The sequence below is a fragment of the Streptomyces sp. AP-93 genome (assembly GCF_022808175.1).
Taxonomy (GTDB): Bacteria; Actinomycetota; Actinomycetes; order Streptomycetales; family Streptomycetaceae; genus Streptomyces.
Map to the genome: position 1 here is coordinate 20,626 of NZ_JALGBX010000007.1, position 15,383 is coordinate 36,008.

Sequence of the window (15,383 nt, forward strand, 5' to 3'; positions counted from 1 at the left end):
AACCTGACGCTGATGTCAGATTCAAGTCGGGCGGCTCAGGATGGAGTTGCTCAGGACGGAGTTCACATGCGGATCGGGGAGCTGGCGGCGCGCACCGGGGTCAGCGAGCGTTCGCTGCGCTATTACGAGACGCAGGGACTGCTGGTCTCCGACCGGACGCCGGGCGGCCACCGCGACTACACGGAGCGGGCGGTGGACCGGGTCATCCGGATCCAGGAGCTCTACGCGGCCGGACTGCACAGCGCGAAGATCGGGCAGATCCTGCCCTGCATGCGCGACACGGACGGCGGGCCGAACGTACGGGCCACCCCCGCGCTCGTCGCCGAGCTGACAGCGGAACGGGACCGGATCGACCGGCTGATCGCCGATCTGCTCCGGTCCCGCGAGGTGCTGGACGAGGTCATCGAGACGGCGGCGGGCCACCCCGCCACCGCCGTCGCCCCCACCGCCGCACCGACGCCCGCGGGGACGTCCTAGCCGAGCGGTGCGACCTCGCGGCCCCAGGTCTCCTTGGCGACCACGGCGAAGGAGATGTACCAGGCGACGCCCGCGGTGAAGAGGCCGAGGAAGCCGCCGGTGTGGCCCAAGGCCGTGCTCTGCGCCAGGTCGCCGAGGGCGAGGAACAGGAAGGTCATCGCCAGCGAGACGAACAGCACCCGGTGCGCGAGGTCCAGCTTCATGGCGGCGATCGACATGTACGCGGTGAAGATGAACCAGGCCACGAGGAACCAGCCGGTCGCCACGTGCGCCTGGCCGGCCGGCAGCGTCGGGACGACGAACTTCACGTAGCCGGCGAAGGACATCCAGAACGCGCCGTACGAGACGAACGCCGTGGTCCCGAAGGTGTTGCCGCGGCGGAACTCCATGACGCCCGCGACGAACTGCGCGAGGCCGCCGTAGAACAGCGCCAGCGGCAGGACGACGGCGCTGAGCGCGGCGTCCGAGATCAGCCCCGAGTTGAAGAGGCTGAGCACGAAGGTGGTGAGGGCGAACGCCGCCAGGCCGAGCGGGCCGGGGTTGGCGACCTTTGCCACCGGAGCCGCGGACGCGGTGACGGGGGAGGCCGTGGCGTGCGGCGCGGAGGCGGGGGCCAGGGTGGAGCTGGGCATGGCGAAGGGCACTTTCAGTGGGGGGACATCCCGAATATATCGGACTTCCCGAGTGGTCTGGACCACTAAAGGTCCGGTCCCGCGGGACCGAAGTCCCCCGCCATGCCCGCCACGCCCGCGGACGCTACCGGTACCGCTTCAGCTCCCGGTGCGCCAGCGAGCGCTGGTGCACCTCGTCCGGCCCGTCCGCCAGCCGCAGCGTCCGAGCCGCCGCCCACAGCTCGGCCAGCGGGAAGTCCTGGCTCACCCCGCCCGCGCCGTGCAGCTGCACCGCGTCGTCCAGGATCCGCACCACCGCCCGCGGGGTCGCGATCTTGATGGCCTGGATCTCGGTGTGCGCCCCCCGGTTGCCGGCCGTGTCCATCAGCCAGGCCGTCTTGAGCACCAGCAGCCGCAGCTGCTCCACGGTCACCCGGGCGTCCGCGATCCAGTTCTGTACGACGCCCTGCGCGGCCAGCTCCTTGCCGAAGGCGGTACGTCCCACCGCGCGCCGGCACATCAGCTCGATGGCCCGCTCCGCCATGCCGATGAGCCGCATGCAGTGGTGGATCCGCCCCGGCCCGAGGCGGGCCTGGGCGATGGCGAAGCCGCCGCCCTCCTCGCCGATCAGGTTCCCCGCCGGGACCCGGGCCCCGTCGAAGACGACCTCGGCGTGACCGCCGTGGTCGTGGTCCTCGTACCCGTACACCGTCATCGCGCGCCGGATCTCGACCCCCGGAGTGTCCCGGGGTACCAGGATCATGGACTGCTGGCGGCGCGGGTCGGCGCCCCCGGGGTCGGTCTTGCCCATGACGATGAAGATCTTGCAGTCCGGGTTCATGGCGCCGGAGATGAACCACTTGCGGCCCGTGATCACGTACTCGTCGCCACGCGCGGAACGCTCGATCCGGGTCTCGATGTTCGTGGCGTCCGAGGACGCCACCTCCGGCTCGGTCATCGCGAACGCGGACCGGATCTCCCCGGCCAGCAGCGGCTCCAGCCACTGCTTCTTCTGCTCCTCGTTCCCGAACTGCGCGAGCAGCTCCATGTTCCCGGTGTCCGGAGCCGCGCAGTTCGTCGCCGTCGGCGCCAGGTGCGGGCTGCGGCCGGTGATCTCGGCGAGCGGGGCGTACTGGAGGTTGGTCAGCCCGGCGCCGTACTCCGCGTCGGGCAAGAAGAGATTCCAGAGCCCCTGACGGCGCGCCTCGGCCTTCAGTTCACCGAACACGGCCGGGGTGTCCCAGGGCGAGGCCAGCCGCGCGCGCTGCTCGGCGGCGACGGGTTCCGCCGGGTAGACGTACTCCTCCATGAACGCGAGGAGCCGTCCGCGGAGTTCCTCGGTGCGGGCGTCGAATGCGAAATCCATGGGGTTCCTCAGCCTTCCTGGAGGGTGGTCAGACCGTGCTCGATGAAGACCGGGACGAGCTCGCCGATCCGGTCGAAGCCCGAGCCGACGGTCTGCCCGAGCGTGAAGCGGTAGTGGATGCCCTCGAGGATCACCGCGAGCTTGAACCAGGCGAAGGCCGTGTACCAGGCCACCTGCGAGGTGTCCCGGCCCGAGCGGGCCGCGTACCGCTCGATCAGCTCGGCGGGCGCCGGATGGCCGGGGGCGCCGCTGGTCGTGCTGACCGGGGAATCGGTCAGGCCCAGGTCGGAGCTGTACATCACCAGCAGCCCGAGGTCCGTCAGCGGATCGCCGAGGGTGGACATCTCCCAGTCCAGCACCGCCCGGATCTCATCGGTGCCGGACGGGGCTGCGCCGATCAGCACGTTGTCCAGCCGGAAGTCCCCGTGCACCACCGTGGGCGCGGGGGAGCCCGGCAGGGCGCGCCCGAGCGAGCCGTGCAGCTCGTCGATCCCGGCGAGCTCCCGCCCCCGGGACGCCGCGAGCTGCTTGCCCCAGCGGCGCAGCTGCCGGTCCAGGAAGCCCTCGGGCCGCCCGAAATCGCCCAGGCCCACGGCCTCCGGGTCCACCGCGTGCAGGTCGACCAGGGTGTCCACCAGGCCCAGCACGGCCCGCCGGGTCCGCTCGGGGCCGAGCGCCGCGAGCTGGCCGACCGTCCGGTACGGCACCCCCTCCACGTACTCCATCACGTAGAACGGCGCCCCCAGCACGGCCTCGTCCTCGCACAGCAGCAGCGGCTCGGGCACCGGCACCGCGGTGCCGTGCAGCGCCGCGATGACCCGGTGCTCGCGCCGCATGTCGTGCGCGGTCGCCAGTACGTGTCCCAGCGGCGGCCGGCGCACCACCCACCGGGAGCTCCCGTCGCCCACCTCGTACGTGAGGTTCGAGCGGCCGCCCTCGATCAGCCGGCCGGTCAGCGGCCCGGCCACGAGGCCCGGCCGCGCCCGGTCGAGATGACTCCGCAGCCGCTCCAGATCCAGGCCCCGCGGGCCGGAGGGGGCCGCGGCGGGACCGGGGGAGGGATCCGGGGAGGGGGCCGGGCCCGGGGCTGAGGTCATGGTGCGCGCCTCCGTACGGAGTTGACGACGACGGAACGATCGCGACCCATGATGCCGACCAGTCGGTATGTCGTCCAGTGCCCGAGCCGAAGAGACCTCCGCCCCGGCCCGCCCCCGTCCCCCGCCCCCGTCCCCCGCCCCCCGCCCGGTCAGGCGTGGCAGAGGATCGGCGTCCCGCCGTTCATCACCGTCATGTCCCGCAGCACCGCGAGGATGTCCAGCGGGACCCCCTCGGGCTCCCCCGCCAGTTCCGCGTAGGCCCGGTGCAGGTTGGCCACCAGCCGCTCGCTCTCCCGCCAGGCGGCGAACTCCCCGAGGTCGGCCCGCCGGGCCGCCTCCAGCGGGGTCAGCCCCTTCGTGCGGCCCTCCCGGGCCAGCTCGGCCACGTACCGCAGATAGCGCTCGGTGGCCTCGTACGCGCCGGGATCCGTCAGCGGCCCGTGTCCCGGGACGACCGTCTCCGCGCCGAGCGAGCGCAGCAGCTCCAGGGCGCGCAGCGAACCGGCCAGCGAGCCCATCGCCAGGAAGGGCGTGCCCTCCGCGAAGACCAGGTCGCCGGTGAAGACGATCCGCTGCTCGGGCAGCCACACGAGGGAATCGCCCGTCGTGTGCGCGACGCCCGGGTGCAGGACCCGCACCTCGGTCTCCCCGACGTGCAGCGTCATCCGGTCGCCGTACGTCAGATCGGGGGCGGTGATGTCCAGCGCCCCGAAGTCGTTCGCCGGCCAGATCAGCTCCAGCTGGCGCCCGGCGGCGAGCTGTTCGGAGCGCGCGTTCTCGTGCCCCAGGATCAGCGCCTCCGGGGCGAACACGCCGTTGCCGTAGGTGTGGTCCCCGTGGTGGTGGGTGTTGACCACGGTGCGGGGGAGCGGCGCCCCGGCGGACAGTACCGCCGCGCGCAGGGCCAGGGCCCGCCGCTCGGTGGCCGCCGTGTCGACGAGGAGCGTCCGGCCGCCGCCGGTCACGAAGCCGGCGTTGTTGAGGCACCAGCCGCCGTCGGGCTGCACGTAGGCGTACACCCCGGGCGCGGGCTGGACGAGGTACGGGTCTTCGGCGGGCATCCGTGCTCTCCCCGGGTCGCTGTGACGGGCCTTCGGCATCCTGCCAGTCACTGCGGCCCGGGGGAGAGGGAACTCCGCAATGGCCGTCAGAGGCCCTCAGGGCCCCCAGTGGCCCTCGGTAGCCCTCGGCGTCCCGTCAGTGGTCGTCGTAGTGGCCGTCGTGCTCCGCGTGCCGGTGCCCGTCGTGCAGGTAGTCGACGTGGTCCCCGTGCGGAACGGAGTCGTGACCGCAGTCCGTGCCGTGGGCGTGCTCGTGGGCGGTGTGCGGGGCGTGCCCGGCGGGCTCGCATTCGTCCCAGTGGCCGGAGTGCTCGCGGTGCAGATGGCCGTCGTGCGCGTAGTCGACGTGGTCGCCGTGCTCGACCACCCGGTGGCCGCAGTCCGGGCCGTGGGCATGGGCGTGCTCCTGCGCGGGGTGTTCCTGGTGCAGAGTCGTCATGAGGCCGACGCTAGTGCGGAACGCCCCGGACCGCCCCTTGTGCCGCTTGCGCGCCGGAGTGGCACCACAACGCGGACCATCGGTTCGTCGGCTCACACGATGAGCGCCATCGCGAACACGGCCAGGCCCACCGTGCACGCCGTCACGGCCAGCGCCGCACCCGCCGAGAGCCCGGCCGGCCGCGCCGCCGCCATCTCCCGCACCCGCCGGTGCGCCGCCCACAGGAACCCCAGCAAGAGCATCGCGATCACCGCGGCCCCGGCGACCGCCACCGGGGAGCCGCCGGTTCCGTACAGGGCCTGGCGCAGCGCCAGTACGGCCACCACCGCGCACGACAGGGTCGTACGCCGCCACGCGAGCCGGGTCCGCTCGGGCTGCAGCCCCGGGTCGCGGCCGCCGGGGCCCTCGTGGTCGGCGGCGTCGGCCGGGGTGCTCACCGGTCCTTGGTCCAGCCCAGCAGGACCACCACCATCATCGCCACCGCGACCAGCCCCACCCCCAGACTCAGCACCACCGGGAACCGGGACACGGGCAGGTCCTCGCCGCGCCGCATGGCACGGTCGCACTGCACCCAGTGGTTCACCGCGCGCAGCGCACAGGCCGCGCCCACCGCGAGCAGCGCGATGGCCATCCCCACGCGCACCGCCCACCGCAGGTCGGGCAGGAACTGGTCCACGGCGAACCCGCCGCCGATCAGGGCCAGGGCGGTCCTGATCCAGGCCAGGAAGGTCCGCTCGTTGGCCAGCGAGAAGCGGTAGTCGGGGGTCACGCCCTCGTCCCTCACCCGAGCCGGCGTGAACCACAGCCGCACGTCCTTGACGAAGTCGATCACGCGCCCAATCTACTGGCGCCCCGTGCTAGCGGCTCCCCGAGCGGAACTCCAGCAGCCTGCGGTACGCCTCCAGCCCGTCCGGCACCCACGGCCAGGAGCCGTCCGCGACCCGCCGCGCCACCTCCTGCGCGGGGAGCCACGCGTGCCAGGCCACCTCCGAGGCCTGCGGCCGGACGGGCAGCTCGCAGCGGACCTCGTGCACGTAGCTCCACCAGGCCCCGCCCGGCCCCTCGTACAGGAACTTGAACAGCGGCTCGGGCTGCTCCAGACCCGCCACCCCCAGCTCCTCCCCGGCCTCCCGCAGGGCCGCCGCGGCGTAGCTCTCGCCCGCGCCGACCACCCCGCCCACGAACATGTCGTAGTACGAGGGGAAGACCAGCTTCGAATCCGTCCGCCGGTGCGTGAAGATCCGCCCCTGCCCGTCCGTGGCCAGCACGAACACGCAGCGGTGGATCAGCCCGGCCGCGTACACCTCGCCCCGCGGGGCGCGCCCCGTCACCCGGTCCTTCCGGTCCACCACGTCCAGTACCTCGTCGGCCGCGCTCATGCCGTGATCCCTCCGCTCCTGTTGACTGGTTACCGCTCCGTAGCAAAGGATCGCCCCACCACCGACGGAGGACGGGTTCCACATGACGTACGACGCAGACGTGATCGTGATCGGGGCCGGGCTCGCGGGCCTCGTGGCCACCGCCGAGCTCGTCGACGCCGGCCGCAAGGTCATCCTGCTCGACCAGGAGCCCGAACAGTCCATGGGCGGCCAGGCCCACTGGTCCTTCGGCGGCCTGTTCTTCGTCGACTCGCCCGAGCAGCGCCGCATGCGGATCAAGGACACCCGCGAGCTGGCCCTCCAGGACTGGTCCGGCACCGCCGGCTTCGACCGCGAGGAGGACGCCTGGCCGCGCCGCTGGGCCGAGGCCTACGTGGACTTCGCGGCCGGCGAGAAGCGCCCCTGGCTGCACGCCCAGGGCGTCCGCTTCTTCCCCGTCGTCGGCTGGGCGGAGCGCGGCGGCTACGACGCGAACGGCCACGGCAACTCCGTCCCCCGCTTCCACATCACCTGGGGCACCGGCCCCGGCCTCGTGGAGCCCTTCGAGCGCCGCGTACGGGCCGGGGTGGCCCGCGGGCTGGTCCGGCTGAAGTTCCGTCACCGGGTCACCGGGCTCTCCCGTACCGCGGGCACCCTCGACACCGTGACCGGCGAGGTCCTGGCCCCCTCCGACGCCGTACGCGGCACCGCGAGCGGCCGCGAGGCCACCGGGGAGTTCTCCCTGCGCGCCCAGGCCGTGATCGTGACCAGCGGCGGCATCGGCGGCAACCACGACCTCGTACGGGCCCAGTGGCCGGCTCGCCTCGGCACTCCGCCCGCGCGGATGCTCTCCGGGGTCCCGGCCCACGTGGACGGCCTGATGCTGGGCATCGCGGAAGGGGCCGGCGCCAGCCACATCAACAAGGACCGGATGTGGCACTACACCGAGGGCATCGAGAACTGGAACCCGATCTGGGCCAAGCACGGCATCCGCATCCTGCCCGGCCCGTCCTCGCTCTGGCTGGACGCCACCGGCAAGCGGCTGCCCGTACCGCTGTTCCCGGGCTTCGACACCCTCGGCACGCTCGACCACATCATGAAGACCGGCCACGACCACACGTGGTTCGTCCTCAACCAGCGCATCATCGGCAAGGAGTTCGGGCTCTCCGGGTCCGAGCAGAACCCGGACCTGACGGGCAAGTCGGTCCGCGGGGTCATCGACCGGGCGCGCCAGGCGGTCCCCGGACCGGTGAAGGCCTTCATGGACAACGGCGCCGACTTCGTCGTCGAGAAGGACCTCTCCGCGCTGGTGCGCGGCATGAACGCGATCACCAAGGACGGACTCCTCGACGAGGAGACCGTCCGGCGCGAGATCGTCTCCCGCGACCGCGAGATCGCCAACCCCTTCACCAAGGACCTCCAGGTCACGGCGATCCACGGCGCCCGCAAGTACCTCGGCGACAAGCTGATCCGCACCGCCGCCCCGCACCGGATCCTGGATCCCGCGGCGGGCCCGCTGATCGCCGTCCGGCTCTCGATCCTGACCCGCAAGTCCCTGGGCGGCCTGGAGACCGACCTCTCCTCCCGCGTCCTGACCGCCACGGGAGAACCCCTCCCGGGCCTCTACGCGGCGGGCGAGGCGGCCGGCTTCGGCGGCGGCGGCGTCCACGGCTACCGGGCCCTGGAGGGCACCTTCCTCGGCGGCTGCATCTTCTCGGGCCGGGCGGCGGGCCGCGCGGCGTCCGCGGCCGTCTCCTGACCGCTGTCGCGGCCCCTGCCCCTGCCCCTGCCCCCTAGGTCAGGGGCAGGCGGGTCACCAAGCGGAACCGCTCCGCCACGACCGGGGTGTCGTCGTCGACCGTGAAGTGCGGGTCGCCGATGGCCTCCCGCATCTGCGGGCCGTGCCAGAACTCCTCGTGGCCGGAGCGCCATTCGGCCACGGACGTGAACCCCTCGCCCTCGTCCAGCGCGTGCTGGAGCCCCACGTCCGCCAGCCGCAGCACCTGTACGTCCGTCACCTCCAGGACACCCACCGGCCGCTCGGCGGAGTCCACGATCACCATCATCTCGCCCGCCACCGGCAGCGGGTCCCCCGCTGCCTCGTAGTCGGCGAGGACTCCCGTGGTCGTGGTCTTGGCGCCGCTCAGGACGGCCGCCACCAGCAGGTCGCGCAGGGGCCCCGGGAAGGCGAACTCGATGGGCGGGAGGTCTTCGTAGGCGGTCATGGACCCCACCCTACGTTCCTGCGGGCGACCGGGCCCGGGCAGGTGTGCGCCCTGCCGGCCACCCGCCGACAACCTGCCACGAACCGGAACAACCGCATCAACTCGCCGTACCGAACGACCAGTTGAAACGAGCCAGGCGGTGGACTGGACCTTGACGCGGAGCTGTGCGTACCGCTTTGCTGTGCGTGATCTTCCAGCCACACCGTCCAACCGCCCGCGTCCTGGAGGGAAACCCGCGGATGTCGCCGCCTCCGCCGCCCCTCGGCCGCGCCCGCAAGCGGGACGCCCAGCTCTTCGACCCCGCCCTCTGCGACAGCGAACTCGTCGACGTCCGCGCGCAGTTCACCCAGGGGCGCTGGGCCAAAGCCCGCAGCCTCCTCGTCGCCACCGGCGACGACTGGGACCGCCGTGGGCACCGCCTCGTCGTCCTCGCCGAAACCCCGGCCGCCACCGCCTGGGCACGCGAGTGGCTCCTCGCCGAACCGGAGAGCGCCGACGCCGTCACCCTCCTCGCCTGCGCGGCCGTCTTCGGCGCCCTGCGCCGCAAAGGCACCCCCGAGGCCGCCGAGGAGGCCTGCCGCCGCGCCGCGGCCCTGCTCCCGGCCGACCCCACCCCCTGGCTCGGCCTGCTCCTCCTCACCCGCGCCTTCGGCACCGAAGAGGAGTTCAGCCGCCACTTCGACCAGGTCCGGGCCCGCCACCGCGAACACCACCACGCCCACCACCTGATGGTCTCCCGACTGGCCGAACGGGCCCCCGCCGCCGGCCGCGACCCCCTCCACGAGGTCTACGACTTCGCCGCCTGGGCCGCCGAGGAATCTCCCGCCGACTCCCCGCTCGCGGTCCTCCCCGTCATCGCCCACGCCGAGCGCTACCGCGTCCTCGCCGCCGCGCAGGGCCACGGCCCGGACGCCGGAGTCGAGCACTGGTCCGGCCGCCGCGCCCGCCAGGTGCTGCGCTCCGCCTTCGACTGGTGGCTGGAGTGGGAGCGCGAGGACCACCCCCGCAACCGGGTGGACCTCAACTTCCTCGCCCACGCCAAGCTCTGCGAGGGCCGCCCCGCCGAGGCCGCCGCCCTCTTCCAGCGCATCGGCAGCCACGCCACCCAGGCCCCGTGGTCCTACCCGGACCTCGACCCGCACAAGGCCTTCCTCGCCGCACGCAGCGCCGCGCTCGGCACCGCCTGACCCAGACCGGCCGGCACCGCCCGGCCGGCGCCGCTCAGCACGTACCGCTCAGCAGTACCGCCCAGCCGCTCAGCCGCTCAGCCAGATCCGTCAGTCAGTACCCCTCAGTCAGTACAGCTCCGTCAGTACAGCTCAGCCAGTACCGCTCAGTCCCCACGCCGAAAGGACACCCCGCCATGCCGACGGGCAGATCCACCACGCTCACCGACCCGGCCGGCCAGGCCGAGATCCGTACGTACAAGGGCCAGGACCGCGCCCTGCGCGCCGACCGCCTCGGCACCGCCGGCCTGCTGCTCTCCGTCCTCGCCGCGAGCGCCCCCCTGATGGTCGTCGCGGGTGTCATGCCCACCACCTTCGGGGTCATGGGCATCGTCGGACAGCCCCTGCTGTTCGTGATCCTCGGCGCCGTCCTCGCCCTCTTCAGCGTCGGCTACGCCGAGATGAGCCGGCACGTCCACAACGCCGGCGCCTTCTACGCCTACATCGCGCGCGGACTCGGACCCACCGCCGGCGCCGGCGCCTCGCTCGTCGCCCTCATCGCCTACAGCGCCATGCAGGTCGGCGTCTACGGCATCCTCGGCTTCGAGATCTCCGGCCTCTTCGCGACCTACCTCGACACCGAACTCGCCTGGTGGATACCGGCCCTGGCGGCTGTCGCCCTGACCGGCGCCCTCGGCTGGCTCAAGATCGACCTCAACGCCAAGGTCCTCGGCGTCCTGCTGCTCATCGAGGTCCTCCTCGTCGTCGTCTTCGACGTCGCCGCCCTCGGCAAGCCCGGCCCCGAAGGCCTCTCCCTCCACGCCTTCAACCCCGAGACCCTCACCGGCGCGGGCCTCGGCACCGCACTCTGCTTCTGCATCGCCGCCTTCGTCGGCTTCGAGCAGTCCCCGGTGTACGCCGAGGAGACCAGCAAGCCGCACATCGTCGTCTCCCGGGTGATGTTTCTCGCCGTCGGGTTCGTCGCCCTCTTCTTCGCCCTCAGCGCCTGGGCCCTCAGCGTCGCCACCGGCCCCGGCGAGGTGGTCAAGGCCTCCGCCGAGGCCGGCCCCGGCCTGCTCTTCCAGCTCACCGAGAGCCGCCTGGGCGCCACCTTCACCGACGTCCTGCACATCCTGTTCGTGACCGGCATGTTCGCGGCGATGCTCAGCTTCCACAACGTCGTCTCCCGCTACGCCTTCGCCATGGGCCGCGAGGGCCTGCTCCCCGCCGCCTTCGGCCGCACCAACGCCGGCACCGGCGCGCCCGCCACCGGCTCGCTCCTGCAGACCGTGATCTCCGTCGCGGTCGTCCTGGCCTTCGCCTTCACCGACGACACGCCGGTCGGCGACCCCACCGTGCCCGTCCTGCACCTGTTCACCTGGATGGGCAGCGTCGGCGCCCTCGGCGTGACCCTCCTCATGGCCACCGCCTCCTTCGCGGTCATCGCCTTCTTCGTCCGCCGCGGCACCGCCGCCGCCCAGCTCTGGCGGCTCGGCGCGGCGGGCCTCGCCGGTCTCGCGCTGCTCGCCATCGCCGTCTACACGGTCAAGGACTTCGGCGTCCTGGTCGGCGCCGAGGAGGGCTCCGCGCTGAGCTGGGCCCTGCCCGGCATCATCGCCGCCGCCGCCGTCGTGGGCCTGGCGTACGGGCTCTTCCTGCGCTCCGCCCGCCCCGCGGTGCACGCCCGCATCGGCCTGGGCAACGAGGCCTTCCGCCTCGACCAGGCGGCGGAGTCGGAGTCGGCCGGGGCCGCGGTCCCGGGCCCGCGCGGCTGATCCGTACCGGACGTACGAAGAGGGGCCCCGCCGCGGCGGGGCCCCTCTTCATGCGTGCAGTTGGGCTCAGGCCTTCTTGACCACGCTGGACTTCAGCTGCATGGCCCCGAAGCCGTCGATCTTGCAGTCGATGTCGTGCCCGTCGACCCCGTCGATGAGCCGGATGTTGCGCACCTTGGTACCGGCCTTGATCCCCGAGGGGCTGCCCTTGACCTTGAGCGCCTTGACGACGGTCACGGTGTCGCCGTCGTTCAGCACGTTCCCGACGGCGTCCTTCACGACCTGCTCCCCGGCGTTCCCGCCGGTCTCGGCGTCGCCCTCGGCGGGCACCCACTCGTGCCCGCACTCGGGGCACACCACGAGCGCGTTCATCTCGTAGGTGTACTCACAGGAGCATTTCGGACAGGGGGGAAGGTTCTCGTTCACCGGCCCAGAATATCCCGAACCCGCGCGGAGCGGCCCGCCGCCCGATGCCCCCCAAACGCAGAAAACCCCACGTGAAGTGGGGTTTTCGCTTGGTGTCCGAGGGGGGACTTGAACCCCCACGCCCGATAAAGGGCACTAGCACCTCAAGCTAGCGCGTCTGCCATTCCGCCACCCGGACAAGGTGTCTGTCTCGCGTCCCTCGCGGGCCGTTCCGACGTGGAAAACATTACCAAACATTCCGGGGTCCTCGATCACACCCCCCGACGGCCGGGGATCGCCCTTGGGGGAAGCGGCCCGGGGCGCGAGGATGGAGTCAGTTCGGTACTGATCAGTGGGAGGAAGCAGCGTGAGCGAATCGGGCGCGGGCAGGACCGTCTCCGGCGAGGACGAGGTCGTCGACCTCTGCCGGGACCTCATCCGGATCGACACCAGCAACTACGGGGACCACTCGGGGCCCGGAGAGCGCAAGGCGGCCGAGTGGGTCGCGGAGCAGCTCGCCGAGGTCGGGCTGGAGCCGCAGATCTTCGAATCGCACAAGGGGCGCGCCTCGACCGTGGCGCGGATCGAGGGCGAGGACCCCTCACGGCCGGCGCTGCTGATCCACGGGCACACCGACGTGGTCCCGGCCAACGCCGCCGACTGGACCTACGACCCCTTCGCCGGCGAGATCGCCGACGGCTGCGTGTGGGGCCGCGGCGCGGTCGACATGAAGGACATGGACGCGATGACGCTGGCCGTCGTGCGCGACCGCATGCGCAGCGGCCGCAAGCCCCCGCGCGACATCGTGCTGGCCTTCCTCGCCGACGAGGAGGCGGGCGGTACCTACGGCGCCCGGCACCTCGTCGACAAGCACCCCGGCCTCTTCGAGGGGGTGACGGAGGCGATCGGCGAGGTCGGCGGCTTCTCCTTCACCGTCAACGAGAACCTGCGGCTGTACCTGGTGGAGACCGCTCAGAAGGGCATGCACTGGATGCGGCTCACCGTCGAGGGCACCGCCGGCCACGGGTCCATGACCAACAACGACAACGCCATCACCGAGCTCTGCGAGGCCGTGGGGCGCCTGGGCCGCCACACGTGGCCCGTACGCGTCACCAAGACCGTCCGGCACTTCCTGGACGAGCTGTCGGACGCGCTGGGCACCCCGCTGGACCCGGACGACATGGACGCCACGCTGGCCAAGCTCGGCGGCATCGCCAAGATGGTCGGCGCGACCCTGCGCAACTCCGCCGCCCCGACCATGCTCGGCGCCGGGTACAAGGTCAACGTCATCCCCGGCCAGGCCACCGCCCACGTGGACGGCCGCTTCCTGCCGGGCTACGAGGACGAGTTCTTCGCCGACCTCGACCGGATCCTCGGGCCGCGCGTGAAGCGGGAGGACGTCCACGCGGACAAGGCGCTGGAGACGGACTTCGACGGCAAGCTCGTGGACGCCATGCAGACCGCCCTGAAGGCGCACGACCCGATCGCGCGCGCGGTCCCGTACATGCTCTCCGGCGGTACGGACGCCAAGTCCTTCGACGACCTCGGCATCCGCTGCTTCGGCTTCGCTCCGCTCCAGCTTCCGCCGGAGCTCGACTTCGCCGGGATGTTCCACGGCGTGGACGAGCGGGTGCCGGTGGAGGGCCTGAAGTTCGGCGTACGGGTGCTCGACCGGTTCATCGACGAGTCCTGAGACGCGCGCGGGCGCTACGGGGGACGGAGACGGGCGTAGCTAACGCCCGGGAATCGGAAAGGTGTGCGGAATCCACTGAGAAGAGTGAATGCGCTCATACGCTCGTAGCCCCGGTGATCCCTCCTCGTTACAGGTGGTGCGGTCCGCGGCTGGGACCGCGCTTGCCTACTAGGAGGAACAATGTTCAAGAAGGTTGCCGCCGCTGCGGCTGTCACCGGTGGTCTGGTTCTCGCGGGTGCGGGCCTGGCTGTCGCCGACGCGGGTGCCCAGGGTGCGGCCATCGGCTCCCCCGGTGTCCTGTCCGGCAACGTCGTCCAGGTTCCGGTCCACGTTCCCGTGAACGTCTGCGGTAACACGATCTCCGTGATCGGCCTGCTGAACCCGGCTTTCGGCAACACCTGCGTCAACGCCTGACGTTTCTGAAGTTCTCGGCCCCGGAGCGCATTCCAGCGCTCCGGGGCTGCCGGGCTTTACGGGCCCGATGACGATCTTTTCGGCGTACCAGGCGGGGGAGCCTGTGCGGCCTGTGCGCCGACCGGGCGTGCACGTGTGTGGGCGTGCACGGAGCAAGCAAGCAAGCAGCACGCACCAGGGGGCGAAGTACAGATGCGACGACACGTTCAGGTCACCGGCAGGAAGACCTTGATCACCATGGCGGCCGCGGGGGGTCTGCTCGCGTTCGGCGGGGGCTACGCACACGCGGACTCCGGCGCTTCCGGCCGGGCCGCGCACTCACCGGGACTGCTGTCCGGGAACGCCCTCGAGGCACCCGTGGACGCGCCGCTGAACGCCTGCGGGAACACGGTGACGGTGGTGGGGGCCCTGAACCCGGCCTTCGCAAACCGCTGCGCGAACCTCCCAGGCAGGCCCGGACACCCGCAGCAACCGAACCAACCGCAGCAGCCAAACCACCCCGATCACCCGAACCACCCCGAACACCCGGGCAACCCGCACGAACCGTGCGACGAGGACACCGGCCCGGGGCACCCGGAACACCCGGGCGGTCCCGGGGGCGACGGCAATCCGGGTGGCCCTGGGGGCCCTGAGAGCCCCGGCGACCAGGGGAACCCGGGCGGTCCGGGCGACCACGGCAATCCGGGTGGTCGCGGCGGCGACGAGACTCCCGGTGGTCCCGGTGGTCCCGGGAATCCGGGCGGTCCCGGGGGTGATGGCAACCCCGGCGGCGACGGCAACCCCGGCGGTCCGGGTGCCGGGCAGCAGCAGCCCGGGGCTCCCGCCGGACCCGGCGCGGGTACCGGTACCGGGCCCGGAACCGGATCGGCGACGCCGGTGACGCACCCCGCCCACGGGGCCGGCACCGGTGGCAGTACCGGCTCCCCGGCCGGGGGGCTCGCCGCCACGGGCTCCGGTGACGTCCTCACCGCCGGAGTGCCCCTGGCCGCGGGCATGCTGCTGGCCGGCGCCGTGCTCTACCGCCGGGCGCGCAGCACGGCCTGACGGTTCCTCAGGACGCGGGCCCCGCCCCGGGGGTCCGCGTCACCAGGTCGCGCGGACCTGGCGGATGATCCGGCGGCGCAGTCGCACGCGGCGACTGCCGTCCCGAAGCAGGGTCAGCCGGTCGAGCTCCCAATGCCCGTACTCGGCGTGTTCTGTCAGCAGGCGGGTCGTTTCCTGACGTGGAACCCCGCGGGGCACGTACAAGTCGACAAATTCGTATTCCGGCATCGCATCTATTGTGCCGCGACAGCC

18 protein-coding genes and 1 tRNA gene are annotated in these 15,383 nt (G+C 72.4%); 7 read left to right on the forward strand and 12 right to left on the reverse strand.

The genetic code is table 11. The features are described 5' to 3' along the window. Positions 1 to 66: 66 nt before the first annotated feature. Positions 67 to 477, forward strand: coding sequence for a MerR family transcriptional regulator (locus MTF69_RS13470; RefSeq protein WP_243333944.1), 411 nt, complete (start codon positions 67 to 69; stop codon positions 475 to 477). Here the strand turns inward: MTF69_RS13470 and MTF69_RS13475 are convergent. From MTF69_RS13475 to MTF69_RS13510, 8 genes are all read right to left on the reverse strand, one after another. Next, positions 474 to 1,109 carry an acetate uptake transporter gene (locus MTF69_RS13475; RefSeq protein WP_243333946.1) on the reverse strand — a complete coding sequence of 212 codons (636 nt, stop codon included), beginning with the start codon at positions 1,107 to 1,109 and terminating at the stop codon, positions 474 to 476. The genes MTF69_RS13470 and MTF69_RS13475 overlap by 4 nt on opposite strands. A gap of 124 nt (positions 1,110 to 1,233) precedes the next feature. Further along, entirely contained in the window at positions 1,234 to 2,454 is a 1,221-nt protein-coding gene (locus tag MTF69_RS13480; protein ID WP_243333948.1) for an acyl-CoA dehydrogenase family protein, read from the reverse strand. An 8-nt stretch (positions 2,455 to 2,462) separates the two neighbouring features. Next, positions 2,463 to 3,551, reverse strand: a complete 1,089-nt coding sequence (locus MTF69_RS13485) for a phosphotransferase family protein (protein ID WP_243333950.1) — start codon at positions 3,549 to 3,551, stop codon at positions 2,463 to 2,465. Between the two features lie 149 nt (positions 3,552 to 3,700). Continuing rightward, positions 3,701 to 4,612 (reverse strand): MBL fold metallo-hydrolase, encoded by a 912-nt coding sequence (locus tag MTF69_RS13490; protein WP_243333953.1) that lies wholly within the window; start codon positions 4,610 to 4,612, stop codon positions 3,701 to 3,703. 136 nt (positions 4,613 to 4,748) lie between these two features. After that, positions 4,749 to 5,051 (reverse strand): hypothetical protein, encoded by a 303-nt coding sequence (locus MTF69_RS13495; protein WP_243333954.1) that lies wholly within the window; start codon positions 5,049 to 5,051, stop codon positions 4,749 to 4,751. A 92-nt stretch (positions 5,052 to 5,143) separates the two neighbouring features. Then, the gene (locus MTF69_RS13500; protein WP_243333956.1) at positions 5,144 to 5,488 is read right to left on the reverse strand and encodes a DUF202 domain-containing protein; all 345 of its coding nucleotides are present in this window, start codon (positions 5,486 to 5,488) and stop codon (positions 5,144 to 5,146) included. Then, positions 5,485 to 5,883, reverse strand: coding sequence for a DUF202 domain-containing protein (locus MTF69_RS13505; RefSeq protein WP_243333958.1), 399 nt, complete (start codon positions 5,881 to 5,883; stop codon positions 5,485 to 5,487). Before MTF69_RS13505 ends, MTF69_RS13500 begins: the two co-directional genes overlap by 4 nt. Before the next feature lie 25 nt (positions 5,884 to 5,908). Next, the gene (locus MTF69_RS13510; RefSeq protein WP_243333960.1) at positions 5,909 to 6,430 is read right to left on the reverse strand and encodes an NUDIX hydrolase; all 522 of its coding nucleotides are present in this window, start codon (positions 6,428 to 6,430) and stop codon (positions 5,909 to 5,911) included. A gap of 82 nt (positions 6,431 to 6,512) precedes the next feature. On the opposite strand from MTF69_RS13510, the gene MTF69_RS13515 reads away from it, so the two are divergent. Further along, complete coding sequence (locus MTF69_RS13515) at positions 6,513 to 8,168, forward strand: FAD-binding dehydrogenase (protein ID WP_243333961.1); 1,656 nt, start codon at positions 6,513 to 6,515, stop codon at positions 8,166 to 8,168. A 34-nt stretch (positions 8,169 to 8,202) separates the two neighbouring features. On the opposite strand, the gene MTF69_RS13520 is transcribed toward MTF69_RS13515, so the two are convergent. Next, positions 8,203 to 8,634 (reverse strand): ASCH domain-containing protein, encoded by a 432-nt coding sequence (locus MTF69_RS13520; RefSeq protein WP_243333963.1) that lies wholly within the window; start codon positions 8,632 to 8,634, stop codon positions 8,203 to 8,205. 239 nt (positions 8,635 to 8,873) lie between these two features. On the opposite strand from MTF69_RS13520, the gene MTF69_RS13525 reads away from it, so the two are divergent. Both MTF69_RS13525 and MTF69_RS13530 read left to right on the forward strand, forming a co-directional pair. After that, positions 8,874 to 9,821, forward strand: coding sequence for a hypothetical protein (locus MTF69_RS13525; protein WP_243333964.1), 948 nt, complete (start codon positions 8,874 to 8,876; stop codon positions 9,819 to 9,821). A gap of 176 nt (positions 9,822 to 9,997) precedes the next feature. After that, the gene (locus MTF69_RS13530; protein WP_243333966.1) at positions 9,998 to 11,575 is read left to right on the forward strand and encodes an APC family permease; all 1,578 of its coding nucleotides are present in this window, start codon (positions 9,998 to 10,000) and stop codon (positions 11,573 to 11,575) included. Between the two features lie 66 nt (positions 11,576 to 11,641). Here MTF69_RS13530 and MTF69_RS13535 read toward each other — a convergent pair whose 3' ends face one another. Next, positions 11,642 to 12,001, reverse strand: coding sequence for a zinc ribbon domain-containing protein YjdM (locus tag MTF69_RS13535; protein ID WP_243333968.1), 360 nt, complete (start codon positions 11,999 to 12,001; stop codon positions 11,642 to 11,644). A gap of 90 nt (positions 12,002 to 12,091) precedes the next feature. Next, positions 12,092 to 12,179 (reverse strand) — tRNA-Leu (locus MTF69_RS13540). Between the two features lie 168 nt (positions 12,180 to 12,347). Here MTF69_RS13540 and MTF69_RS13545 point away from each other — a divergent pair. The 3 genes from MTF69_RS13545 (at position 12,348) to MTF69_RS13555 (ending at position 15,131) form a co-directional block, all read left to right on the forward strand. After that, on the forward strand, positions 12,348 to 13,673 hold the full coding sequence (locus tag MTF69_RS13545) for a M20/M25/M40 family metallo-hydrolase (protein ID WP_243333970.1): 1,326 nt from the start codon (positions 12,348 to 12,350) through the stop codon (positions 13,671 to 13,673). A 180-nt stretch (positions 13,674 to 13,853) separates the two neighbouring features. After that, positions 13,854 to 14,087, forward strand: coding sequence for a chaplin ChpH (gene chpH, locus MTF69_RS13550; RefSeq protein WP_243333973.1), 234 nt, complete (start codon positions 13,854 to 13,856; stop codon positions 14,085 to 14,087). A gap of 192 nt (positions 14,088 to 14,279) precedes the next feature. Continuing rightward, the gene (locus MTF69_RS13555) at positions 14,280 to 15,131 is read left to right on the forward strand and encodes a chaplin (protein ID WP_243333975.1); all 852 of its coding nucleotides are present in this window, start codon (positions 14,280 to 14,282) and stop codon (positions 15,129 to 15,131) included. Between the two features lie 39 nt (positions 15,132 to 15,170). Here the strand turns inward: MTF69_RS13555 and MTF69_RS13560 are convergent, their stop codons facing one another. After that, positions 15,171 to 15,359 (reverse strand): DUF5703 family protein, encoded by a 189-nt coding sequence (locus MTF69_RS13560; RefSeq protein ID WP_243333977.1) that lies wholly within the window; start codon positions 15,357 to 15,359, stop codon positions 15,171 to 15,173. Between the last annotated feature and the right edge of the window lie 24 nt (positions 15,360 to 15,383).

Bases quoted from the DNA above. Each gene is read 5' to 3' on its own strand.
- MTF69_RS13560 (WP_243333977.1), bottom strand. From the start codon at position 15,359: ATGCCGGAATACGAATTTGTCGACTTGTACGTGCCCCGCGGGGTTCCA.
- MTF69_RS13475 (WP_243333946.1), bottom strand. From the start codon at position 1,109: ATGCCCAGCTCCACCCTGGCCCCCGCCTCCGCGCCGCACGCCACGGCC.
- MTF69_RS13525 (WP_243333964.1), top strand. From the start codon at position 8,874: ATGTCGCCGCCTCCGCCGCCCCTCGGCCGCGCCCGCAAGCGGGACGCC.
- MTF69_RS13520 (WP_243333963.1), bottom strand. From the start codon at position 8,634: ATGACCGCCTACGAAGACCTCCCGCCCATCGAGTTCGCCTTCCCGGGG.
- MTF69_RS13530 (WP_243333966.1), top strand. From the start codon at position 9,998: ATGCCGACGGGCAGATCCACCACGCTCACCGACCCGGCCGGCCAGGCC.
- MTF69_RS13515 (WP_243333961.1), top strand. From the start codon at position 6,513: ATGACGTACGACGCAGACGTGATCGTGATCGGGGCCGGGCTCGCGGGC.
- MTF69_RS13495 (WP_243333954.1), bottom strand. From the start codon at position 5,051: ATGACGACTCTGCACCAGGAACACCCCGCGCAGGAGCACGCCCATGCC.
- chpH (WP_243333973.1), top strand. From the start codon at position 13,854: ATGTTCAAGAAGGTTGCCGCCGCTGCGGCTGTCACCGGTGGTCTGGTT.
- MTF69_RS13485 (WP_243333950.1), bottom strand. From the start codon at position 3,551: ATGACCTCAGCCCCGGGCCCGGCCCCCTCCCCGGATCCCTCCCCCGGT.
- MTF69_RS13490 (WP_243333953.1), bottom strand. From the start codon at position 4,612: ATGCCCGCCGAAGACCCGTACCTCGTCCAGCCCGCGCCCGGGGTGTAC.
- MTF69_RS13555 (WP_243333975.1), top strand. From the start codon at position 14,280: ATGCGACGACACGTTCAGGTCACCGGCAGGAAGACCTTGATCACCATG.
- MTF69_RS13510 (WP_243333960.1), bottom strand. From the start codon at position 6,430: ATGAGCGCGGCCGACGAGGTACTGGACGTGGTGGACCGGAAGGACCGG.
- MTF69_RS13480 (WP_243333948.1), bottom strand. From the start codon at position 2,454: ATGGATTTCGCATTCGACGCCCGCACCGAGGAACTCCGCGGACGGCTC.
- MTF69_RS13470 (WP_243333944.1), top strand. From the start codon at position 67: ATGCGGATCGGGGAGCTGGCGGCGCGCACCGGGGTCAGCGAGCGTTCG.